The sequence below is a fragment of the Thalassotalea euphylliae genome (assembly GCF_003390375.1).
In the GTDB taxonomy this organism is placed as follows: domain Bacteria; phylum Pseudomonadota; class Gammaproteobacteria; order Enterobacterales; family Alteromonadaceae; genus Thalassotalea_F; species Thalassotalea_F euphylliae_A.
The window spans coordinates 3,023,796-3,044,861 of sequence record NZ_QUOT01000001.1 but is presented as its reverse complement, the minus strand read 5'-3'; the positions used below and the strand labels follow the sequence as shown (position 1 = coordinate 3,044,861).

At 43.1% G+C, this 21,066-nt stretch carries 23 protein-coding genes and 1 pseudogene; 10 read left to right on the top strand and 14 right to left on the bottom strand.

From position 1 onward, the window contains the following. Positions 1-177: 177 nt before the first annotated feature. The 4 genes and pseudogenes from pcnB to panC all read left to right on the top strand — a co-directional run bounded on the left by pcnB (position 178) and on the right by panC (position 3,747). Positions 178-1,503 (top strand): annotated as a pseudogene (gene pcnB / locus DXX94_RS13480) (polynucleotide adenylyltransferase PcnB). 2 nt (positions 1,504-1,505) lie between these two features. After that, positions 1,506-2,003, top strand: a complete 498-nt coding sequence (gene folK / locus DXX94_RS13475) for a 2-amino-4-hydroxy-6-hydroxymethyldihydropteridine diphosphokinase (RefSeq protein WP_116016646.1) — start codon at positions 1,506-1,508, stop codon at positions 2,001-2,003. 80 nt (positions 2,004-2,083) lie between these two features. After that, complete coding sequence (gene panB / locus DXX94_RS13470) at positions 2,084-2,878, top strand: 3-methyl-2-oxobutanoate hydroxymethyltransferase (RefSeq protein WP_116016644.1); 795 nt, start codon at positions 2,084-2,086, stop codon at positions 2,876-2,878. A gap of 17 nt (positions 2,879-2,895) precedes the next feature. Continuing rightward, on the top strand, positions 2,896-3,747 hold the full coding sequence (gene panC / locus DXX94_RS13465; RefSeq protein ID WP_116016642.1) for a pantoate--beta-alanine ligase: 852 nt from the start codon (positions 2,896-2,898) through the stop codon (positions 3,745-3,747). Positions 3,748-3,880: 133 nt separating this feature from the next. Here panC and DXX94_RS13460 read toward each other — a convergent pair whose 3' ends face one another. Beyond that, positions 3,881-4,687, bottom strand: a complete 807-nt coding sequence (locus DXX94_RS13460; RefSeq protein ID WP_147302291.1) for a hypothetical protein — start codon at positions 4,685-4,687, stop codon at positions 3,881-3,883. Between the two features lie 186 nt (positions 4,688-4,873). Here DXX94_RS13460 and DXX94_RS13455 point away from each other — a divergent pair, with 186 nt between their 5' ends. Genes DXX94_RS13455 through DXX94_RS13445 form a run of 3 tightly spaced genes read left to right on the top strand, consistent with a single transcriptional unit; the run spans position 4,874 to position 6,170 of the window. Beyond that, the gene (locus tag DXX94_RS13455; protein ID WP_116016638.1) at positions 4,874-5,371 is read left to right on the top strand and encodes a DUF2975 domain-containing protein; all 498 of its coding nucleotides are present in this window, start codon (positions 4,874-4,876) and stop codon (positions 5,369-5,371) included. Positions 5,372-5,373: 2 nt separating this feature from the next. Next, entirely contained in the window at positions 5,374-5,613 is a 240-nt protein-coding gene (locus tag DXX94_RS13450; protein WP_116016636.1) for a helix-turn-helix domain-containing protein, read from the top strand. Then, positions 5,613-6,170 (top strand): hypothetical protein, encoded by a 558-nt coding sequence (locus DXX94_RS13445; RefSeq protein WP_116016634.1) that lies wholly within the window; start codon positions 5,613-5,615, stop codon positions 6,168-6,170. The genes DXX94_RS13450 and DXX94_RS13445 overlap by 1 nt, the downstream gene beginning before the upstream one ends. 88 nt (positions 6,171-6,258) lie before the next feature. On the opposite strand, the gene panP is transcribed toward DXX94_RS13445, so the two are convergent. The 5 genes from panP to efp form a co-directional block, all read right to left on the bottom strand. After that, on the bottom strand, positions 6,259-7,899 hold the full coding sequence (gene panP, locus DXX94_RS13440) for a pyridoxal-dependent aspartate 1-decarboxylase PanP (protein ID WP_116016632.1): 1,641 nt from the start codon (positions 7,897-7,899) through the stop codon (positions 6,259-6,261). Between the two features lie 361 nt (positions 7,900-8,260). After that, the gene (gene trmB / locus DXX94_RS13435) at positions 8,261-8,968 is read right to left on the bottom strand and encodes a tRNA (guanine(46)-N(7))-methyltransferase TrmB (RefSeq protein ID WP_116018521.1); all 708 of its coding nucleotides are present in this window, start codon (positions 8,966-8,968) and stop codon (positions 8,261-8,263) included. Between the two features lie 44 nt (positions 8,969-9,012). Then, positions 9,013-9,786 (bottom strand): ABC transporter permease, encoded by a 774-nt coding sequence (locus tag DXX94_RS13430; protein WP_116016630.1) that lies wholly within the window; start codon positions 9,784-9,786, stop codon positions 9,013-9,015. 10 nt (positions 9,787-9,796) lie between these two features. Further along, on the bottom strand, positions 9,797-10,744 hold the full coding sequence (locus DXX94_RS13425) for an ABC transporter ATP-binding protein (protein WP_116016628.1): 948 nt from the start codon (positions 10,742-10,744) through the stop codon (positions 9,797-9,799). 171 nt (positions 10,745-10,915) lie between these two features. After that, positions 10,916-11,485, bottom strand: coding sequence for an elongation factor P (efp, locus tag DXX94_RS13420; RefSeq protein WP_116001866.1), 570 nt, complete (start codon positions 11,483-11,485; stop codon positions 10,916-10,918). 37 nt (positions 11,486-11,522) lie between these two features. On the opposite strand from efp, the gene epmB reads away from it, so the two are divergent. Continuing rightward, positions 11,523-12,539: an EF-P beta-lysylation protein EpmB gene (gene epmB, locus DXX94_RS13415; protein ID WP_116016626.1), complete on the top strand. Its 1,017-nt coding sequence runs from the start codon at positions 11,523-11,525 to the stop codon at positions 12,537-12,539. Positions 12,540-12,571: 32 nt separating this feature from the next. Then, positions 12,572-12,874 carry a hypothetical protein gene (locus tag DXX94_RS13410; RefSeq protein WP_116001868.1) on the top strand — a complete coding sequence of 101 codons (303 nt, stop codon included), beginning with the start codon at positions 12,572-12,574 and terminating at the stop codon, positions 12,872-12,874. A 22-nt stretch (positions 12,875-12,896) separates the two neighbouring features. Here DXX94_RS13410 and DXX94_RS13405 read toward each other — a convergent pair whose 3' ends face one another. The 8 genes from DXX94_RS13405 to DXX94_RS13370 all read right to left on the bottom strand — a co-directional run bounded on the left by DXX94_RS13405 (position 12,897) and on the right by DXX94_RS13370 (position 20,578). After that, a complete protein-coding gene (locus tag DXX94_RS13405; protein ID WP_116016624.1) occupies positions 12,897-14,777 on the bottom strand; it encodes a tetratricopeptide repeat-containing diguanylate cyclase in 1,881 nt (626 codons plus the stop codon). A gap of 93 nt (positions 14,778-14,870) precedes the next feature. After that, complete coding sequence (locus DXX94_RS13400) at positions 14,871-15,371, bottom strand: DUF3016 domain-containing protein (protein ID WP_116016622.1); 501 nt, start codon at positions 15,369-15,371, stop codon at positions 14,871-14,873. Between the two features lie 42 nt (positions 15,372-15,413). After that, the gene (locus DXX94_RS13395) at positions 15,414-15,926 is read right to left on the bottom strand and encodes a DUF3016 domain-containing protein (RefSeq protein ID WP_116016620.1); all 513 of its coding nucleotides are present in this window, start codon (positions 15,924-15,926) and stop codon (positions 15,414-15,416) included. Positions 15,927-16,009: 83 nt separating this feature from the next. Then, the gene (locus tag DXX94_RS13390; protein ID WP_116016618.1) at positions 16,010-16,549 is read right to left on the bottom strand and encodes a DUF3016 domain-containing protein; all 540 of its coding nucleotides are present in this window, start codon (positions 16,547-16,549) and stop codon (positions 16,010-16,012) included. 26 nt (positions 16,550-16,575) lie between these two features. After that, positions 16,576-17,100 carry a DUF4136 domain-containing protein gene (locus DXX94_RS13385; protein WP_258872169.1) on the bottom strand — a complete coding sequence of 175 codons (525 nt, stop codon included), beginning with the start codon at positions 17,098-17,100 and terminating at the stop codon, positions 16,576-16,578. A 763-nt stretch (positions 17,101-17,863) separates the two neighbouring features. Next, complete coding sequence (groL, locus tag DXX94_RS13380) at positions 17,864-19,516, bottom strand: chaperonin GroEL (RefSeq protein ID WP_116001880.1); 1,653 nt, start codon at positions 19,514-19,516, stop codon at positions 17,864-17,866. Positions 19,517-19,655: 139 nt separating this feature from the next. Then, positions 19,656-19,946, bottom strand: a complete 291-nt coding sequence (locus tag DXX94_RS13375) for a co-chaperone GroES (RefSeq protein WP_116001882.1) — start codon at positions 19,944-19,946, stop codon at positions 19,656-19,658. A gap of 92 nt (positions 19,947-20,038) precedes the next feature. Further along, entirely contained in the window at positions 20,039-20,578 is a 540-nt protein-coding gene (locus DXX94_RS13370; protein ID WP_116016614.1) for an FxsA family protein, read from the bottom strand. A 176-nt stretch (positions 20,579-20,754) separates the two neighbouring features. On the opposite strand from DXX94_RS13370, the gene cutA reads away from it, so the two are divergent. After that, positions 20,755-21,066: a divalent-cation tolerance protein CutA gene (cutA, locus tag DXX94_RS13365; protein WP_116001886.1), complete on the top strand. Its 312-nt coding sequence runs from the start codon at positions 20,755-20,757 to the stop codon at positions 21,064-21,066.

The window sequence follows — 21,066 nt, the reverse complement described above, 5'->3', positions numbered from 1 at the left end:
TCTTTTGTTGGTGGCTAGGTTAAAATTGCGCCGTTTTGAGACTTGCGTCTTAGACGTTCTTTGTATTCCGAGGTTGTTATTATTAAACGCGTTATCAATTTGTGTAAAAAAGTACTGAATCGAGACAAAGCTAAGCAAAAAAGTGCTAGTACGGCTGATCAGTCATTTCCTATTGTCATTGCTCGTGACCAGCACACTGTGTCACGTAAATTTATTAGCGATAATGCGCTAAAGGTACTTTATCGCCTGAAAAAGGGGGGATATGACGCCTACCTTGTCGGCGGTGGTGTACGTGACATGTTGCTCGGCATCGAGCCCAAAGATTTTGATATCGCCACGAACGCAACACCAGAACAAATTAAAGCGTTATTTCGCAATTGTCGCTTAATTGGTAGACGCTTTCGCTTAGCTCATATTGTTTTTGGCCGCGATATTATCGAAGTTGCCACTTTCCGTGGTCACCACGACAGCGCGAGTGACAAGCAAAAAGAGTGTAAGAAAACCTCCAAGCAAAGTGCTGATGGTATGCTACTTCGCGACAATATTTACGGCTCGATTGATGAAGATGCCGAGCGTCGCGACTTTACCATCAATGCCCTGTACTACAGCGTAGAAAACTTCAACATTTACGATTTTGCCGGTGGTGTTGCCGATATTGAACAACGTTTAATTCGCTTAATTGGCGATCCTGAAACACGCTACCGCGAAGACCCTGTGCGTATGTTACGTGCCGTGCGCTTTGCCACTAAATTGGACATGGAAATTGGCGAAGAGACGGCTCAGCCCATTAAGCCTCTAGCTAATTTACTGCTTAATATCCCACCAGCACGTATGTTTGAAGAATTCCTAAAGTTATTTGTCTCAGGCAAAGCATTAGCAAATTTTCACATGCTAAGAGACTACGGACTGTTTAAGTACCTATTCCCAATTGTTGAACAAAGCTTAATAGCTGAATAAGCGCAAGCTGAAGACCATATGTCGCGCTTTATTCAACTAGCAATGAGCAACACAGATCAGCGCATTAATACCAACCAAAGAGTAACGCCAGCATTTTTACTGGCTGCCTTCTTATGGTACCCATTGTCTCGCCAAGTCACACAGTTGAGGCAAACAACGCAATTAACACCGCAAGACGCATTTTTCGCTGCGCTACACGAAGTGATGTCAGAGCAGCAACGCAGTATTGCTGTTCCGAAACGCTTCCAAGCGCCAATGAAAGACATTTGGATACTGCAAGACAAGCTTGCTCGTCGTGAGGGCAAGCGCGCTTACAAAGCGTTTGAGCACCCTAAATTTAGAGCCGGTTATGACTTCTTGCTATTGCGCGGTGAAATTGAAGGCGGTGAAACAGCCCAGCTCGCCAAATGGTGGACCGATTTCCAAGAAGCGTCACCAGAATCACAACAGATGATGATTAAGTCAGTTGCTGGCAGCCGTCCAGCACGCCGTTCCGTAAGAAAACGCCGTAAGCCGCGTAAAGCAAGTGCTGGCAAGGCTGAATAGGCATGGCAACCGCGTATATTGGTTTAGGTAGTAACCTTGCCGAGCCCGCAAAGCAAATTCAACAAGCGGTTGATGCGATCAGCACAATAGAGCGCTCGCGTGTTGCTGCACTTTCAAGCCTATTTTTTAGTCGTCCTATGGGGCCTCAAGATCAGCCAGATTATATGAACGCTGTGCTGGCACTTGATACAGAGCTGGCGCCAATTGAATTACTGGATGCACTACAGGCGATAGAAAATCAAGCTGGTCGCGTGCGTAAAGGCGATCGCTGGGGTCCGCGTATTCTCGACTTGGATATTATCTTATTCGACCAACAAATTATTGATAATGAGCGCTTAATCATTCCGCATTACGGCATGAAAGAACGCGAATTTGTACTACGCCCTTTGGCAGAAATTGCCCCTCAACTTGTGTTACCTGATGGTGATCTCGTTAGTGAATTAAGTAAAGCGATTGCAACTAACGGGTTAAAAATTTATGGTAAGTTGCAACTTAACTAGCTGAGCAAGCTAGTGTTAACCGTTAGCTATGCTAGTGGTTTAATTGACTAAGGTGTAACGTCACTTACTCGGAAAAAATTATGGCTAAAATTACAACATCTAAGCTATTAAAAATGAAACAAAATGGTGAGAAGATCTCCACCATTACCGCCTACGATGCCAGCTTTGCTAAGCTTTTCGATCAAGCGGGTATTCACGCTATTCTTATTGGTGATTCACTCGGTATGGTGTTGCAAGGTAACGACGACACCTTGCCTGTAACCGTTGAAGATATGGCTTACCACACACGCTGTGTTAAAGCTGGCGTTGAAAACACGCTGATTATTAGCGACTTGTCATTTATGAGCTATGCCACCAAAGAACAAGCTTTTGAAAACGCTACTAAGTTAATGCAAGCGGGCGCTTCAATTGTCAAAATGGAAGGCGGTAGCTGGTTGGTTGATACCATTAAAGGCTTAGTAGAGCGCGGTATTCCAGTATGTGGTCACTTAGGTCTTACACCGCAGTCAGTGAATGTATTTGGTGGCTTCAAAGTGCAAGGGCGTGAACAAGCACAAGCACAAGCGATGATTGAAGAAGCTAAAGCATTGGAAGCCGCAGGCATTCAACTACTCGTACTAGAGTGCATTCCTGAAAGTCTTGGCAAGGCGATTAGTGAAGCGGTTAGTATTCCAACCATAGGCATTGGCGCCGGTCGCCATACTGATGGCCAAATATTAGTAATGCACGACGCATTAGGTATTTCGTGCAGCTACATGCCAAAGTTCTCACGCAACTTCCTCAAAGATACGGGCGATATTAAGCAAGCTATCGAACTTTATATCGATGAAGTAGCAAATGGTAACTTCCCTGGCGAAGACCACATTTTTAGCTAGGTAAGGACAGAGTTTCAATGCAAGTTGTTAATGATATTCAGTCGTTACGCACGCAAATAAAAGCGTGGCAAAAACAAGGTTTAACCATTGGTTTTGTGCCGACCATGGGTAATTTACACCAAGGCCACTTAGCCTTAGTTAAAGCGGCCAAGCAACGCGCCGACAAAGTAGTGGCGAGTATTTTTGTCAATCCAATGCAATTTGGTGCGGGGGAAGATATCGATAATTACCCGCGCACAATGGAAGCCGATCAAGAGAAACTAACGGCAGAAGGCACAGATCTACTCTTTACACCAACACCTGATATTGTCTACCCGAAAGGATTAGACAAACAGAGCTATGTTGAAGTATTGCAAGTGTCTGACGGTTACTGCGGCGAAAGTCGCCCTGGCCATTTTCGCGGCGTAGCCACCGTTGTCTGTAAACTCTTTAACTTAGTACAACCTGACATTGCATGCTTTGGCTTAAAAGACTATCAGCAGGTGCAAGTGATTCAGACCATGGTTGAAGACTTGAACATGCCGATTGACATTGTGCCTGTTCCAACCAAACGAGAAGACAGTGGGCTTGCGATGAGCTCTCGCAACGGCTACCTAACGGCAGAAGAAAAAGCTAATGCGCCTGCGCTTTACCAAAACATGCAGTGGCTTGCTGAGCAAATTCAAAATAACGACGACTTTATTGGCCTGGCCAAACGAGCCGAAGCTAAAATCAATGCCGCCGGCATGCAGGTTGATTACCTCAATATTGTTCATGCCCGCACCCTGCAGCCTGCCAGCGAAGATGATAACGAGCTTGTTATTTTAGCCGCCGCCTACTGCGGTAAAGCCAGGTTGATTGATAATTTGCAGGTCACCATTAGCAAGTGACGTAGCAAGTAATATTACAAATCATATAGCAAGTAATGAATCATCAAACCTTGTTGTTTTGATGCCGATTTGTTGCTTGATAACCACAAATTATTAAATCATCACCAAAGCGTTAGTGTTCGTAAAAACGAAACTAACGCTTTTCTTCTTTGACTCGGTATAGTTGAAAGCTCCCATCGATCCACGAATGGGTTTTGGCAGTGTGAAAGGCATAACCATTTAATGTATTTTCAGACATTGGCACCAGCAATAACTGATTGGCAAAGCTAGGGTGCGATGCTTGGATACGATAGGCACCATTTTCTTTCACCAACTGCTGTGGTTCAAAGCTGGTTTCATTGGTGATACCCATGCCCAAAAAGAATTTGGTAAGCGTGCTTGGCTGATCCGGATAAACAGCTAAGCTCAGCAATTCAACTTTATCGTCTTTCCTAATAGTGCCGACCCATAACCCATAGATGCCCTGCTCAGGCAACGCTAACAGTTTATCGAGGGTTTCTCGATATTTGCTCCAATATTCACGAATGGTTGAACGATTTTTCTGATAACTTAGTTGATATGCTTGGGAAACCATAGGCTCTCCCGCTCGGCTTTTAGTTTGTTCGAACACCATAACGTTCGACGAATCCTCGTATTCTGGCGCTAAGCTCAGATAGTCAATATAGTCCGTACCCTCAGAATCAAACGTGATAAGGCATCGCAGTTGGTCACAGTGTATATTTTGCTCACTAAAATCCCGTTGTTTTCCATGCTGAAAAGCACTTGGAATGTTCATTTTGAAGATCTTGTGATTGCCGTTCTCGTTTAACTGCAGCAAGACAAATTCATGCTCGCTAATGCCTTCATACAACCCAGGCTTTAGCGATACTTCTTTTGCCATCACATAACCTATCGATACGGCCTGAAGTAAAAGTGATAACAAAATTGCTATTTTTCTCAATGAAAACTCCTTTAATGAATTGAGCAACCTAAGTTCGAGCACCTTACGCTAACTAATTCACAATAGAAAATAAACGTTAGCATGTCTCTAATCGTGTAATTAACGACAACAAATTATCGTTTTTCGATAGTTTATTATTGAAAAATGAAATTTTAATGTCTACATTATCTCCAAAAGGACGTTTCTATGATTGCATTTCAAAAGCTTTGCCAGCTAAATCAAGGCAAGATAATGGGCTTTACTATTTTTATGGGCATTATGACCCTAATGAGCTTGGTTGGCGGCATTGCTATTATCAGTAAAAAAGGAGTCGCAGAGTTTGCTAGTGATCCTGTTTTCTTTAATCTCATGATCACCGTTCCCACTTCATTTATTTTCCTCTTGTTAGTGCACAAAATCTTCAACTTATACATTCAAGGAGAATTTTTTACCGCTAACGTACTTAACGTATTTAAAACCATCGCTAAGCTAGCCATCTCATATGGGCTTATTATCAAGCCTGGCATTATGATCGCAACAGAATACTTAGTACTCGCCAATCAAGGCGAAGATTTTAGCTTTACAACGCTTTATCTTGGCTCTGCGGATTTTGTGGTCGCCGTTATTGGCTATTGCTTGCACCTTGCGGCTGCGGTAACCAAAATTTCACGAGAGTTAGAAGAAGAGCAGGAGTTAACCATTTAATTATGCCTGTTATTGTCAATTTAGACGTAGTGCTTGCACAGCGGAAAATGAAACTAAATGACCTAGCGGCGGCGATTGGCATTACCCCGCAAAATTTGAGCGTGCTAAAAGCAGGGCGTGCCAAGGCAATCCGCTTTAGTACGCTAGAAGCCATATGTCAGCACTTAAACTGTCAACCGGGGGATATTCTTGCTTTTGAAGAAGACTCTAGCTCACCCAATCATGTGGAAAAGGAAGCCTAATGTTAAGCTTTGATTTTACCTATCAAGAACACCAAATTCGTTATACCGTTGATTTTATGGGCCGTGAAAAAGTTTATTTAAACGAGGAGCTTATTGCAAAGCCAACACAGTGGTTTAAGTCCGTTAACTCAGTAACCATTAACACTAATAACGAAACGCTGAAATTGCATCGCACTATTTCATCGTGGAGCAGTGGTGAATATCAAATTACGCTGACCAACAATAAGCGAATTATCGAAAAACACAGTCAATTTTTCTTCGATAAGCGATTGGGGGATCATGATGAAAAACTTATTTTCAAAGGTCACGAAAGCCAATGGGTAGAAGAAATTAAACCACCGCAGCGCACGCTAAAACTCGCGTTCTTATTTTATATGCTGAGTGTATTGTACTCATTAACCGAGGGGCTCTTTGAGCAGAACTGGGCTTTACCTCTCATATTAGTTGCAGGAGGGATAATTCTTGGCTATTCAGTCTTTGATTTTATCCGAAGCGCAATCAGCGCTTTATTCTCGGAAGATAAAGGCGCTGAAAATATCGAAGCTTTTAAAATGTAAAATTAAGCTAATTATTTATGCTACTAAAAAGCCGCGTTTAAACGCGGCTTTTTGATATCAATGAGGTACCAACACTAATTGAATTAATCTAATTCGAGTTGCCAATTTTTGCCAATAGCTCTGGCAAAAACTTAATACTACTTTGTGCAACTTCTACTTGCTCAGTAAGCACATCATGCAATATTTCTTCCGTCGTCAACGGGTTTGCCAGTACTACACGGAATACTAGCACTTTCTCACCACCGTATTTTTGCACTTCAATACGCGTACGAGAAACAAACGACTTACCCGCTTCACGTTGTGTTTTTTGAATATGCTTGGTGAGTTTATCAATGACTTTATTTAGTGCTTGATTGGTTTCAACATCAGCGCCCGCCATAAACGCTTGCACTTGTGATGGTACATAACGATAAGTAAGCAAACACAGCTCAGGCTCTGTCACCAATTCAAATTCACTGTGTTCACGAATGATCTTGGCAAAGTATTTCGCTTTTTCGATCGCTTGATTGATCAAAAGCTCATAACCTGGGCGACTAATAATATGCAGGCTCGCATAAACTAACATTGCCATACCTGGGCGTGAACCTTCTAGCGTATGGCTACCTAAGTCTTTTGAGCCTTTACGCAAAATATATTCAGCATGATGTTCAATTGCCGCGACCGATGATGGGTTTTTAAAGACCACTAAGCCAGCACCCATTGGCACATACATTTGCTTATGAGCATCAATCGTCACGGAATCCGCTTGCTCTATACCTGCAAGTAAATCACGGTATTTGTTCGACAGTAAGGTTGCTCCGCCCCACGCCGCGTCGACGTGGAAGTGACACTTAAATTGCTGAGCAATTGCGGCCATATCAGCGAGTGGGTCAATATTGCCAGTTTCCGTAGTACCCGCAACACCAACAATGCTTAGCACACGAATATTGTTGTCGGTTAATTCCTGACATTTCGCCGCCAATTGCATACAGTCAATGCGATTGTATTCATCAGTTGGAATAGCGATCACGCTATCTTGGCCCAAGCCCAGTACATCTGCAGACTTCTTCAACGAGTAGTGACCGCGATCAGATACTAAGATTGCTAAACCGTCGTAACCATAGTGCTTAAGTGCATTAAATAAGCCTTCACGGGCAACTCCTTTAAAGTCGCCATCAGCTTTTAGCATATTGTTGCGGGCAACCCATAAGGCCGTCAGGTTAGCGACGGTACCACCAGAGCAAAACGCTCCGAGTGAGTGATTAGCGCTATGCATCCACGACTGATAAAAGTCATCTGAATCGCGATACACTAGGCGGTGCATCATGCCTAACACTTGGCGCTCTAATGGCGTGAAAGCCTTAGAGGTTTCAATTTTTACCAAGTTTTGGTTCAAACCCACCATCAGCTTTGATAGTGGCAACAAGAAATGCGGTAAAGCTGAGGTCATATGACCAATAAAGCTTGGGCTTGAAGTATGAACCGAGCGCGACACTAGCTTATCAAGCAAGTGATGAGTGTGATCAGATACAAATGCTGGTTGCTCAGGAATACTCGCGCCAGCAAAGTCCTTTTCAATCTCGGTGAGTGCTTGCTCCGTAGCAACGATATGATTACCTAAAAAGCCCGCCAGATTTTCTGAGATCTCTTTCTCTATTCGACCTAAAGTCGAGTCTGGGGCTTCAGGAATTGTAAAGATACGGTGCATCGACTCTAATGATACTTCCGCCGCGCGTTTACCTGCCGTCATACATTACCGTTAAATAAAGCTTTTCTATGTTCAAAACGAATGCGGCAGTTTAATCAAAATCGTCGAAAATGTCTCGTTTCTTTGTGTTATTGCCACCATAGCGTTGAGCTACGGGGGTGTTACGAAGGCGCTACCCAATATAGATCAGGCAGGCTTGAGAAAGGGTAATTAAAACAAATGCTTTAGTTAGTACATCTTTTTTGATGGTGTTAGACATTGAGTTCTCCTTGCATTGAACAAGGAGTACATCAATATTTACGCCAATTCTATAACTCTATGGTTATATTGGTTTTTTGTTAAAGAAGCTAAAATACAAATAAACAGTGTTAGTATTTTTTACAAACAAAAGTAGTGAAAATCACTAGCTTATGGTTAATTGCCAACATTGCTGGCCACTGTTAATAAACTTAGCTTCAAATGGTGTAATTGGCGTATCACCTTGAGTTAACTTTATCTCAGTGATCTGCCCTTCTCGGCCTGACAGCTTAGCGGCGATTAGAAACTCTTCCAAATACAGGCGCCAGTTACTGCGTAGCTCAATGGTTTCGCCAATTTGAATAATGCTAGGGAAGACCGCAGCGCCATGCCAGCGACGCTGAATATGTTTAGCTTTAGGCCAAGGATTTGGATACAAAATATTGTGCTTAGCGATCGGCCAGTTTGCCTTTGCCACTAAACGGTAAAAGTCATTCAGATCGGCGCGAATAATCTCAAAGTTAGTCACGCCCGCTATATCCACTGGAAAATGCTCTTCGACATTGCGATTAACGCGATGCGCCGACTTATCCACCCCAATCACTAGCGCGTTAGGGTTTTGCTTGGCAAGTAAACGGGTACTTTGCCCAACGCCGCAGCAGGCATCAAGAATAACGTCGCCACCCCATGCTTTAACTTTCTCATCAAGCGCTTCAAAAGCGGTTAGCGTGTGCTGTTGAAATGGTTTCTCAAAGCAGTGCGATAAATGCTTTTGCACTATCTGCTCTAGCTTTTCGTGAACACCATCTTGATTGGTAACAATCGCTTTGGAGTCGCCACTAAGCGCATCGTTTGGGTTATTTTGATCAGGCATAATTTGCTCAGACATTAGCTTGCTCACCATTAGCTTCGTGGGCATTAGCTTCTCAACCCAATGCCTTTGCGAATCAGGTACATTGCCGTTGACCATAAACCAACGATGAAAACACCCAGCACTGCGAAAGCAACGGTTAGGTCAATATCGCTAATGCCTAAAAAGCCATAGCGGAACGCGTTGACCATATAAACAATAGGGTTCAACTGTGAGACACCTTGCCAGAATTCAGGCAACAAGCTGATTGAGTAAAATACACCACCTAAGTAGGTTAATGGTGTTAACACAAAGGTCGGAATAATCGAAATATCATCAAAGCTGCTGGCAAATACCGCATTGATCAAACCACCAAGCGCAAATACCGCAGAAGTTAACGCTACAGTGATAATGATCACGGCAAAGTTATGAATTTGAATATTGGTAAAAAACATAGCAATACAAGTGACAATAGCGCCCACTAAAATACCACGCGTCATACCGCCGCCAACATAGCCAGCAACAATCACCCAATTAGGCACTGGTGCCACCAACATTTCTTCGACATTTCGCTGCCACTTGGCACTAAAAAACGACGAGGCCACATTCGAGTAGGAGTTAGTAATGACACTCATCATGATCAGACCCGGCACGATAAACGACATATAATCAAAGCCGCCCATTTCACCAATACGAGAGCCGATCAGCGAGCCGAATATGACGAAATATAGGCTAATCGTGATCGCTGGTGGCACTAAGGTTTGTACCCAAATTCGCATAAAACGATGCACTTCTTTGTGCATAATACTTTTTAACGCAATAAAGTTTGTACTTGAGCTCATCTGTTACTCCTTATGCCTTTGTCTCGGCCTGTGCATCGCTTTCTGAATCGTTGGTGGCAACGAGTCGCACGAAAAGCTCTTCTAATCGGTTTGACTTATTACGCATACTTAATACTTGTACTCCCTGCTCGGAAAGCTGGGCAAATACGCCGTTTAGCCCTTGTGTTTTTTTAACATCCACTTCAAGTGTATGGTCATCAATAACACGGTAGGTAAAATCTTCAAGACTTGGTGTTACGCTATTAGCAGGCAAATCCAAGACAAAGGTTTCAATATCTAAGGTTGCCAGTAGCTGCTTCATGCTAGTGTTTTCAACAATCTGACCACTGTCGATAATGGCGATATTGCGACACAGCATTTCAGCTTCTTCTAGGTAGTGAGTGGTCAGAATAATGGTAATACCTTGTGCGTTTAGCTCGCGCAGAAATTCCCACATCGAGCGACGTAGCTCAATATCGACACCCGCTGTAGGCTCGTCCAGAATAAGCACTTTTGGCTCATGCATTAAGGCACGGGCGATCATTAAACGGCGCTTCATACCACCCGAGAGCATACGGGCAGCGTTATCGCGCTTTTCCCATAAATCCAGTTGCTTTAGGTACTTTTCCGCACGTTCAACTGCCACACTGCGCTCAACCCCATAGTAACCCGCTTGGTTGACCAGAATACGCATTAAAGATTCAAACTGATTAAAATTAAATTCCTGCGGCACTAAACCGATAAAGCTTTTAGCTTTTTCTAACTCTTTATCAATATCGTGACCAAAAACTTTAACGGTGCCAGAGGTTTTGTTCACTAACGATGTAATCACGCCAATTGAAGTGGATTTACCCGCTCCATTAGGGCCAAGCAAGGCAAAAAAGTCGCCCTGTTCAACCGACAAGCTAATACCTTTTAAGGCGTGAAAGTCGCCTTTATATATTTTTTGTAAATCTTTGATTTCTAATGCGGGGGTCATGAACGCAACCTTAACTTTAACTATGGAGAGCTTAACGTTATCGAACTAGTAATTATGAGGTCAAAGCTGCGCTTTTCAACTCAGCTAATACCGAAATTAATGCGAAAATTAGCGCTAAAAAAAACTCGCCGTAGCGAGCTTTTATCATGTTTGGTTAGCTGTAACGCTAAGTTACTTGCCAGCGCGAGAGACGTATTCGCCGCTACGGGTATCACACTTAACCACTTCGCCAATTTGTACGAACAATGGTACGCGTACAACTGCGCCAGTGCTTAACGTAGCAGGTTTGCCACCAGTGCCCGCGGTGTCACCTTTTAGGCCTGGGTCAGTTTCAGTCACTTCTAACTCAACGAAGTTAGGCGGCGCAACTGAAATAGGGTTGCCATTCCAGAAAGTGATCGTACAAATGTCACCTTCAACTAACCATTTCGCATTATCGCCAATCGCTTTTTCGTCAGCAGCAACTTGCTCAAAAGTTTCGTTATTCATAAAATGCCAAAATTCGCCGTCGGCATATAAATAACCAAGATCTGAATCCATTACATCAGCACCTTCAACAGATTCACCTGATTTGAAGGTTTTCTCTAGTACTTTACCAGAGATTAATTTACGGATTTTAACGCGGTTGAATGCTTGGCCTTTACCTGGTTTAACGATTTCGTTTTCAAGAATGTTACAAGGCTCGCCGTCGATCATTAATTTCAGACCAGCTTTAAATTGGTTTGTACTAAAAGAAGCCATAAATACTCGCTTAACTTTTGAGAGATTAGAATAACAAATGCCGCAGATAATAACCCAAATTCAACCAGATTTGCACACTTCTTGGCAAAAAGAGTTGGCTGATGTCGTAACCGATCCCCGTGAGCTACTTGAGTTATTAGCCATAGACCCTGAGCAATATCTTGAGCACTTGAACGCCCGTAAGTTATTTCCCGTGCGTGTGCCAAGGCCGTTTATCTCAAGGATGAAGCAGGGCGATATTAACGACCCACTGTTAAAGCAAGTGATGCCAGTAAGTGATGAATTTATTGAACTTGACGGCTTTGTCAGTGATCCCCTCGGCGAGCATCAAACGGCTGCCGAAGGGTTACTGCATAAATACAAACATCGGGTGTTGATGATTGTTAAAAGTGGCTGTGCGGTGAACTGTCGCTACTGCTTTCGTCGCCATTTTCCATACCAAGATAACAGCCCGAATAAAGCCCACTGGCAACAAGCGCTGAACTATATTGCCGAGCGCAATGAAATAAACGAAGTGATTTTTAGCGGTGGCGATCCACTAATGGCTAATGATCAACACTTGCAATGGCTGATTGAGCAAATATCAGCAATTGCTCATGTCACCAGATTGCGCATACACACCCGCCTACCTGTGGTGATCCCAGCGCGTATCACAGACAGCTTGGTGAATATGCTTGCCAACACGCGCTTGAAAGCGACTATGGTATTTCATATTAACCACCCGAATGAAATCGACCAGCAGGTTGAGTACGCCATTGAAAAACTGCGCGCCAAGCGCATTCCCTTGTTTAATCAAAACGTTCTGCTCAAAGGGGTCAACGACAATGCGCAAACACTGGCTGAGTTAAGTGAGCGCCTGTTTGATGCTGGCATCCAGCCTTACTATCTGTTTTTGCTTGATAAAGTAAAAGGTGCAACGCATTTTGATATGAGTGAAGCGCGTGCCATTAGCATTGTTAATGAATTAATGACCATACTACCGGGCTACCTAATGCCCAAACTGGTACGGGAAATTGCGGGCGAACCTAACAAAACCCCGATTAATTTGCGATAATAACGCCAACTATTCCCATTACTTCATTTGTTATGTCTGACGCTGTAAACCAACAACTGATTGATAATATTTCGATTATTTTAAAGAAATCTTTGGCTGCTGACGCCACCCTTGCGCAACTGCGCGAAGAGAAAAAAGCTGGCTTTTCAGCAATTTTCACTGCAGATGCAGGCTTTAAGTCATCTGCAAATACCTTCCAACCTTATGTCGAAGAAGTCGCTGATGATCTTCTACAGTGGCAACAATCGCAAAATAAAGAGTTACTGGTCGCGCTGGTAAAGAAAATTGAACAACTTTTTACCGTGCTAGCAAACTTCGAACAGTCTTACACATAGTCGTCGTTTTTACACATACAGGTTATTGGCAAACGAGTTGATCTCGGCCAGCTCGTTTTGCTTGATACAAGCGTTTATCTGCCATATTAATAAACTCATTGAGCGATTCTACTTGTTCATCAGCAAAGCATGTGCCGGCGCTCACCGTGATTGTTGCTTGCTCAGGTGCACTATAGCCCACTAAGCAAGATTGAATTTCCTTGTAAATACTGCGTACACCCTCATGGCAGCAAATAGTTTCATCAAGACCGTCAATTAATACCGCAAATTCTTCACCGCCATAACGATAAACCCCCGCTCCGTTTGGCATGGCTTGACTAAATACCTGCGCCGCCTCTTGCAACACCCTATCGCCAGCAATGTGACCAAACATATCGTTAAATGCCTTAAAATGATCAATATCGATAAACACTAAGGCAAAGTTTTGATGTTGCTCTGTAAATTTTTGCCATAGCTTGCGAATATCAGCATCAAAACTTCGTCGATTCTGAATGCCAGTTAGGCCGTCTTCTAACGATACCTGCAATAATTGTTGATTAACGCGCGTAAGCTTTTCAGTTTGCAGCTCTACCTGCAATGCCAACTCTTTATTCAAGTAAAAATCGCGTAACTTTTTATAGGCCAAAAACATAACTAGAAATAACAATGTGAATGCCGCAAACAAATAGCGTTCTTCAACCGTTTTATTTCGGCTTAGCTCCGCCTGATAGGCTTTTTGTTGCTGCACAACCTCAAGTTTTTGCTGTAATTGAAGTGCCTCAGACTCTGCCAGCATAGTATTTAACTCAGTATTAAAGCGATTGCGCTCTAGCGCTTGATAAGCTTGCTCAGCAGCAATTGCTTTTTCTGGTTGCTCGAGTGCAGCTTCAATTAACGCATTGAGAATGAGTAGTGAAGAGAGCGATGACAGATAATCTAGTTCATTCGCAAGCTTTAAGCCCTCGCGCAAATAAAGCTGCGCTTGCAAGGCATCGCCACGCCAATACCAAGATTTTGCCAGCACTTGCAAGTTACCGACTAGCGCTTTATTGTGGTCACTTGCTCTACTACGGCTTACCCCTTGTTCAGCGTAAGCTTGTGCCTTAATAGGCAGTTTCATTAACAAGTAAACCTCAGCAATGTTGTGCAACGCTGCGGCTACGTTATAACCTTCTTCTTTTTGCTGATAATAGGACAGCGAAGCCTGTAAATGAGCCAACGCATCCGGAAAATTTTCGGCGTATTTTAGTGCAACACCTAAATCAGCCTGCGCTCTTGCTAAGTCATTGTCATGACCGTGCTTTTGATAATACGTCACTGCGCTTTCAAGCATAGCTATGGCCTGGTCGAAGCGACGCAACGAAATATACAAGCCCGCAATATTTGCCCGAACATCGACAGCATCATATTCAGAGCCATGTTTTAAATACAGAGGCTCTGCTTTTAGATAGCTAGCAAGTGCCGCTTGTGAGTGCCCTTGGGCGCTTTGTGCCAGCGCTATATTATTTAGCACATTTGCCTGCTGCACTTTGTTGCCCGACTGCTCATAGTAAGCCAGCGCTTGCTGATAGTAGGTCAAGGCATTATTAAGATCGCCTTGGTAATAATAAATAATACCGAGCAATTTCTCGGTTGCAGCCTGTGGCGCTGCAAGTTGGTGCTGCTTGGTATGCTGGTAGGTAATATGACCTTGCTTAAGCGCATTGCTAAGCTCACTTTGTCTAAAATAGTGCATAGTGAGGGCATTAAGTGCTTGGAAGCGTTGCTGAGAAGATAACGACGGTTGCGCTAGCAATTGCTCAAATTGTGCTAACTGATCCGCTTTGTCGAGTTGTTGAATGCTTGCCAATCGCCCTTGAAAGTCGAAGGCAAATACCTGAAAAGAAATAAGGGAAAAACATAAGAATAATGATAAAAACTGCATTGTTTGCCAATAAATGAAGGTCAACGCAGTTTATATATCATTGTAACTAAAAATAATTAACTACTTTTCAAATAATTCTTCAGTAGTTATTAGCTAAGTTTTCTGAATTTGCCCTGCAAATGCCTTATTAAACCAGTCCTCCAACATACGCTTTTCATACCCTAATGACTCGGTGCTCGAACGCGTTTTGATATGGTGTAAAAAGTTCATATCTTTAAGCGAAACCTGCTCAGCAGCAAGAGCTTGTTGGTTTGCATCAAGCAGTTGGTAATCAAAGTCTATCTTAGGAAAATGAATTTGACGCACAATGCGAATTTGTTGTGTTCGGCCAAATTCTACATTGCCAGCTAAATCTAGATTGGTCACGTTTAATTTAAGCTCGAATCCTTCAGGTAATTTCGCGGCGAGCTTAGTCACAAATGCTTCAAGCTCTTTAAACGTGCGCTGCTTAAATCGTTCACGGGATTCATTGGCCGGGCGAATATCGCGATAGTCGTCAGGATTCGTCCATTTAACTTTTGCCGTACCCGCATGAGCCGAAGTCATACTGGCCGAGACTAACAAGACAAATAGACTATAAGTGATAGTTTTCATATGCAGTACTCCTATTTATAAAACTGAAGATAATGGCTCAAGTTAGAATTTGCTGACAATTTCCTTATCAAACCAATCTTCAAGCATTTGTTTTTCATAAGCAAACGGCTTCATACGATGACTCTGATGCTGGCTGCCAGCCAAAAAAGCTTTACCTTTAACTTGCGCTTGATGCTCAGCAATTATCTGGCCATTTGGATTTTTCAATTGGTAGCTAAACGCCATATTAGGATAGTCGATATCTTTGATAATTCGTACCTGTTGCCCTCTGACAAAGGTAATTCGCCCCGCCAAATCAACTTGAGTAACATCCATGTTTAATTGATAGCCCTGCGGTAGCGACTGAGATAGTTCATTTAAATACGCTGATATTTCTTTAAAGAAACGTTGCTGAAAATTCCGCTTAGTTTCGGTCGTTGAGCGCAAATCACGGTACTTTTCAGCGTTACTCCAATTGACCTCTACCTTATTGGGCTGCGCTGAAAAGGCCAATGATGAAAAGCTAAACGCCGCGCCAGCTATTGCTGCAATGACAACTACTTTTGTAAGTTTCATTTTTTTACCTACTGCTCTGTTGTACTAATTGTGACCAATAAAAAAGCCGCTGGTTCAGCGGCTTTACAATTAATAACAAAGATTTATTCAGATTCTGAAGGCATAAAGGTTTCAGCATACCATTGGTCAATCATTTGCTTTTCATAACCTAAGGTTTTGTCTTTATAAATATTGGCTGTTGTGGCAATAAAGTCAGGCTTTTTCAAATACGCACCTCCCGCTTTAATTACCTGACCAGCGTCATCATATAGCTTGTAAGTAAACTTCATACGTGGGAAGTAGGTGCTAGAAATAAAGCGACGGCGTTGTGTTTTGCTGTCAACGTTCACATAGCCAGCTAAATCTAGATCTCTAACAACAATTTTAAGTGTTTGCGAGTCAGGCAGCGATTTAGCTAGTTCACCAAAATTACGCTCTAGGTCCGCAAAGGTTGTCGCTCTAAATTGTTCACGACTATTACCACCGGGGTGAATATCACGATAGTTATCAGGCTCGCGCCATTCTACTTCTACTGATGCCGCCAATAACTGACTAGACATGGTTGAGAACAAAATTGCCATCACCATCGCGGCACGAGTACAACGCTGAAAACATGAAGTGAACACAGGGATAAATTGCATCATAGTAAATATAAACGACTGATAAATTGTTATTTCATGCTGAGAAACGATGAAAGAACTGAGTTGACGACGGTAACAGCACGTTGCTCTCGCTGCGCAGGGCTAAAATCTTGATGAACAAAGCCCTGCACTGCACCGCGCCAGATACGCTGATTAGTAATATTATCTTCAATATAGATAAGAAAGCTGCCTTTTTCCAAACGTTCAGCACTGCTCAAACCAGGCAATACACCAAACTCTTCACTGATTTTGCTATCCGGAAGATCTTGCTGCAATGCTAAGCCAAAAACAACTGTAAACTCGGCCTGCTGATTGTTACTTGGCTGATTGTTACTTGGCTGGTAGCCTGCGGCTAGTAGCGCTTGATTAACAGCTTTACTGTAGCTCTCGTAAATGCTTGCCTGCTCTGCTTGACTAAACGAAGCATTAATAAATTTGGGCGACAACGAAAACTTAGCCCCCTTTGCATAGCTGATGGGCATATCTCGAACTGATGAAATCGCGAGTTGAGATTGCTTAGCTTGATCTTTATCTGCTGGTTGAACTGTCTGCACGCAAGCAGAAACGAGTAAAGTACAAAAAAGTATAAGTGGGTAGCACAATTTATTCATTTAACTTCACCGACCCTTTAGATAAAGGCTATCGCACAGCGGAACAATAAAAAGCACTATTGGCTTAGCATTAATCACACTGGCATTTGCTGCTTAATTAATGCGCGGCATTGTACTGATAATCGTCAAGATTTTCATATTATTTTTGCAACATTATGTACGATTAATAACTCATGCTAGCAATAGGTTAATTAGTTAGTTTTGAAACATTAAGTTGTGATTTACATCAAATGTCTATCGGCAAGCTCGTTGTAAGCGCAAAAGGATAGGAAGGAAAGCAATTGAAATAAATGTCAGGCCGCCAAAACACTTGTTATAAGCAACGAAGACATTGGTTTGTGAGCGAAGTAACAACGCCATAATCAACATTACGGGCACAAATTCAAGGCAATAAAAAATCCACTAAATATCGGGTTTTATCTAATAGGATTAGCACATTTTGCACGGGATAAAACGTTTAGTACAAGGCGTTATGAACGTCGCATACGCTTGTTTGTGTGTGACCGAAGTAACAACGCCATAATCATCATCACAGGCACAAATTCAAAGCAATAAAAAACCCGCCGAAGCGGGTTTTATCAAATAGGCTTTAGCACATTTTGCGCAGGATAAATTGATTATGACAAGGCGCCTTGAGCGACGCATAGGTCATTTTCTATGCGAGCTGAAAAGGCAACGCAGTAAGAATCAATTTAGACCAGCAAAATTACATCATGCCCGGCATTCCGCCCATACCACCCATACCGCCCATATCAGGCATAGCAGGGGCAGCCGCATCTTTTTGCGGAGCGTCAGTAACCATAGCTTCAGTGGTTAGCATTAAGCCAGCAACAGAAGCGGCGAATTGTAATGCAGAGCGCGTTACTTTCGCCGGGTCTAGAATACCCATTTCTAACATGTCGCCGTATGAACCATTGCCAGCGTTGTAACCGAAGTTACCTTCGCCGTTGCGTACTTCGTTAAGTACCACAGACGCTTCGTCACCACAGTTTGCTACGATTTGACGTAATGGTGATTCCATTGCGCGAACCGCTACATTGATACCGTGGTTTTGGTCTTCGTTGTCGCCTTTAAGTTCTTTGATCTTGTCAGCAACACGTACTAGCGCAACACCACCACCAGCAACTACACCTTCTTCAACTGCAGCGCGAGTTGCGTGAAGTGCGTCGTCAACGCGGTCTTTCTTCTCTTTCATTTCAACTTCAGTTGCAGCACCCACTTTGATTACTGCCACACCGCCAGCTAGTTTTGCTAGGCGTTCTTGAAGTTTTTCTTTGTCGTAATCTGAAGTTGTTTCTTCGATTTGACCGCGAATTTGTGCAACACGACCTTGGATGTCAGCTTCTTCGCCGATACCGTCGATGATGGTTGTGTTGTCTTTCGAGATCACAACTTTCTTCGCTTGACCTAAGTCTTCTAGAGTCGCTTTTTCAAGCTCCATACCGATTTCTTCAGAAATCACAGTACCAGCAGTCAAAATAGCGATGTCTTGAAGCATAGCTTTACGGCGATCACCAAAACCAGGTGCTTTAACCGCTGCTACTTTAACGATGCCGCGCATGTTGTTAACTACAAGTGTTGCTAATGCTTCACCTTCAACATCTTCAGCAATGATAAGTAGTGGCTTACCAGCTTTTGCAACGCCTTCTAATGTTGTTAGCAATTCACGGATGTTTGATACTTTTTTATCAACTAATAAAATGAATGGGTTTTCTAATTCAACCGCACCACTTTCTTGGTTGTTGATGAAGTAAGGTGATAGGTAACCGCGATCGAATTGCATACCTTCAACCACATCTAATTCGTTTTCTAACGATTGACCTTCTTCAACCGTGATAACGCCTTCAGTGCCTACTTTGTCCATTGCCGTAGCAATGATTTCACCAACGCTAGTGTCAGCGTTTGCAGAAATAGTACCTACTTGCTCGATCGCTTTATTATCAGCACATGGTGTAGAAATCGCTTTTAACTCTTCTACAGCCGCTGCAACCGCTTTGTCGATGCCGCGCTTAAGATCCATTGGGTTCATGCCCGCAGCGATTGATTTTAAGCCTTCGTTCACGATTGATTGCGCAAGTACAGTTGCAGTTGTTGTACCGTCACCAGCTTCGTCATTTGCTTTAGACGCTACTTCTTTGACCATTTGTGCGCCCATGTTCTCGAACTTGTCTTCAAGTTCGATTTCCTTTGCCACAGAAACACCATCTTTAGTGATTGATGGGCCGCCAAATGACTTGTCTAATACTACGTTACGGCCCTTTGGACCTAAGGTAACTTTTACTGCATCAGCTAAAACGTTAACACCGTTAAGCATCTTAGCGCGAGCGTCATTACCGAATAATACGTCTTTTGCCATGATATTAATTCCTATCTTTTATCGTCTTATCGCCCTTGGTTGCTGCATGTTGTGCTACAGCAGGTATGGCAATAGTTTATTCACCGCTAATGCTGCATGTTGTGCTACAGCAAGCGCGGTAATAATTTATCAATGCTGCTCGTTATTCTACGATGGCTAAGATGTCGCCTTCGCTAAGAATAAGTACTTCTTCGCCGTCGATTTTTTCAGTTTTAACGCCGTAACCTTCGCTAAAGATAACTTGGTCGCCAACTTTAACGTCTAGGGCACGTACTTCACCGTTTTCAAGGATGCGGCCGTTGCCAACAGCAACAACTTCACCACGCGTTGATTTCTCAGCAGCGCTACCCGTTAATACGATACCGCCAGCAGATTTCGACTCTACTTCTTTACGTTTGATGATTACGCGATCGTGTAATGGACGAATGCTCATGAATGTTCTCTCCTGAGAATAGTGTTTATGTAAATTGTTGAAGAATTAAATAGGGCCGTATTTTATCAATACAACCCTGATAATTAAATTTTTTAGTCCTTGCGCTCAAACTCACCTTCAATGGTGTTACCTTGCTCGACGTTACTCGTTTTCGTTCGCGCTTTGTCAAAAGGATCTGTGTGCTGTTCAAAGCCATGTGGTTGGCCTGAAGCATGATGACTTTGCTGGCGATAGGTAAAGCTTGCACCGCCCATACCTTGCATTCCCTGAACAGTTTGCGTTGCTAGGTGCTGCTGCACACTTGCCACTAAACCATTACGCACTTGTGGAATAAGCAATGATAGACCAAAAGCGTCAGTCACAAAGCCTGGGGTAACTAGCAGCACGCCTGCAACTAGTAGCAATAAGCCAGCAACAATTTCTTGTGATGGTTCTTCACCCACCGCCATTTTAGTTTGTAAGTTTTGAATAGTCGCGATTCCTTGTGCTTTAACATTCTTCGCCCCTAACCAGGCAGTGATGACCACAATCGCTACCGTTGGCCATGCACCAATTAGCGAGCCTACTTGCATTAACACCGCAATTTCAATGATGGGAACAATAACGAAAAGAATAAATAAAACTCGGAACATAAGCTCATCCAAAAATAATCTTGAAACTTATATGAGGGTTGTCGGGTCATTTTCAACCACACGATACACTTGCTGGCTGCATTGCTGGGTTATTCGCGACCTAGTACGATGCATTGTTGGCCTAAATATGGTAAAAATAGCCCATTATTTTTGCCTGAAAGAATCGCCATAAAGCCATGTTTCAAGTCGTATTATGTAATTGCCCAAGTAGAGTGGTTGCCGAGCAAATTGCCGAGCAACTGGTAACCGAGCAGTTAGTGGCTTGTGTTAATTTGGTGCCGGGGATCACTTCTGTGTATCAATGGCAGGGCAAAATTGAAAAAGAGGATGAAGTGATGCTGCTTATCAAAACAACAGCTGAGATCTTTGACGAGTTATCGGCTCGTATCGAAGCACTCCACCCTTACGAGGTACCGGAAGTTATTGCCCTAGATATCCAGCAAGGCAATAACGCATATTTAGACTGGATTGCAGGTTCGTTAAAGTAG

Bases quoted from the DNA above. Each gene is read 5' to 3' on its own strand.
- panC (WP_116016642.1), top strand. From the start codon at position 2,896: ATGCAAGTTGTTAATGATATTCAGTCGTTACGCACGCAAATAAAAGCG.
- DXX94_RS13445 (WP_116016634.1), top strand. From the start codon at position 5,613: ATGTTAAGCTTTGATTTTACCTATCAAGAACACCAAATTCGTTATACC.
- DXX94_RS13400 (WP_116016622.1), bottom strand. From the start codon at position 15,371: ATGAAAACTATCACTTATAGTCTATTTGTCTTGTTAGTCTCGGCCAGT.
- panP (WP_116016632.1), bottom strand. From the start codon at position 7,899: ATGACGGCAGGTAAACGCGCGGCGGAAGTATCATTAGAGTCGATGCAC.
- panB (WP_116016644.1), top strand. From the start codon at position 2,084: ATGGCTAAAATTACAACATCTAAGCTATTAAAAATGAAACAAAATGGT.
- DXX94_RS13390 (WP_116016618.1), bottom strand. From the start codon at position 16,549: ATGATGCAATTTATCCCTGTGTTCACTTCATGTTTTCAGCGTTGTACT.
- folK (WP_116016646.1), top strand. From the start codon at position 1,506: ATGGCAACCGCGTATATTGGTTTAGGTAGTAACCTTGCCGAGCCCGCA.
- DXX94_RS13375 (WP_116001882.1), bottom strand. From the start codon at position 19,946: ATGAGCATTCGTCCATTACACGATCGCGTAATCATCAAACGTAAAGAA.
- efp (WP_116001866.1), bottom strand. From the start codon at position 11,485: ATGGCTTCTTTTAGTACAAACCAATTTAAAGCTGGTCTGAAATTAATG.
- DXX94_RS13430 (WP_116016630.1), bottom strand. From the start codon at position 9,786: ATGAGCTCAAGTACAAACTTTATTGCGTTAAAAAGTATTATGCACAAA.
- epmB (WP_116016626.1), top strand. From the start codon at position 11,523: ATGCCGCAGATAATAACCCAAATTCAACCAGATTTGCACACTTCTTGG.
- DXX94_RS13450 (WP_116016636.1), top strand. From the start codon at position 5,374: ATGCCTGTTATTGTCAATTTAGACGTAGTGCTTGCACAGCGGAAAATG.
- DXX94_RS13405 (WP_116016624.1), bottom strand. From the start codon at position 14,777: ATGCAGTTTTTATCATTATTCTTATGTTTTTCCCTTATTTCTTTTCAG.
- DXX94_RS13395 (WP_116016620.1), bottom strand. From the start codon at position 15,926: ATGAAACTTACAAAAGTAGTTGTCATTGCAGCAATAGCTGGCGCGGCG.
- trmB (WP_116018521.1), bottom strand. From the start codon at position 8,968: ATGCCTGATCAAAATAACCCAAACGATGCGCTTAGTGGCGACTCCAAA.
- DXX94_RS13410 (WP_116001868.1), top strand. From the start codon at position 12,572: ATGTCTGACGCTGTAAACCAACAACTGATTGATAATATTTCGATTATT.
- DXX94_RS13425 (WP_116016628.1), bottom strand. From the start codon at position 10,744: ATGACCCCCGCATTAGAAATCAAAGATTTACAAAAAATATATAAAGGC.
- cutA (WP_116001886.1), top strand. From the start codon at position 20,755: ATGTTTCAAGTCGTATTATGTAATTGCCCAAGTAGAGTGGTTGCCGAG.
- DXX94_RS13455 (WP_116016638.1), top strand. From the start codon at position 4,874: ATGATTGCATTTCAAAAGCTTTGCCAGCTAAATCAAGGCAAGATAATG.
- DXX94_RS13370 (WP_116016614.1), bottom strand. From the start codon at position 20,578: ATGTTCCGAGTTTTATTTATTCTTTTCGTTATTGTTCCCATCATTGAA.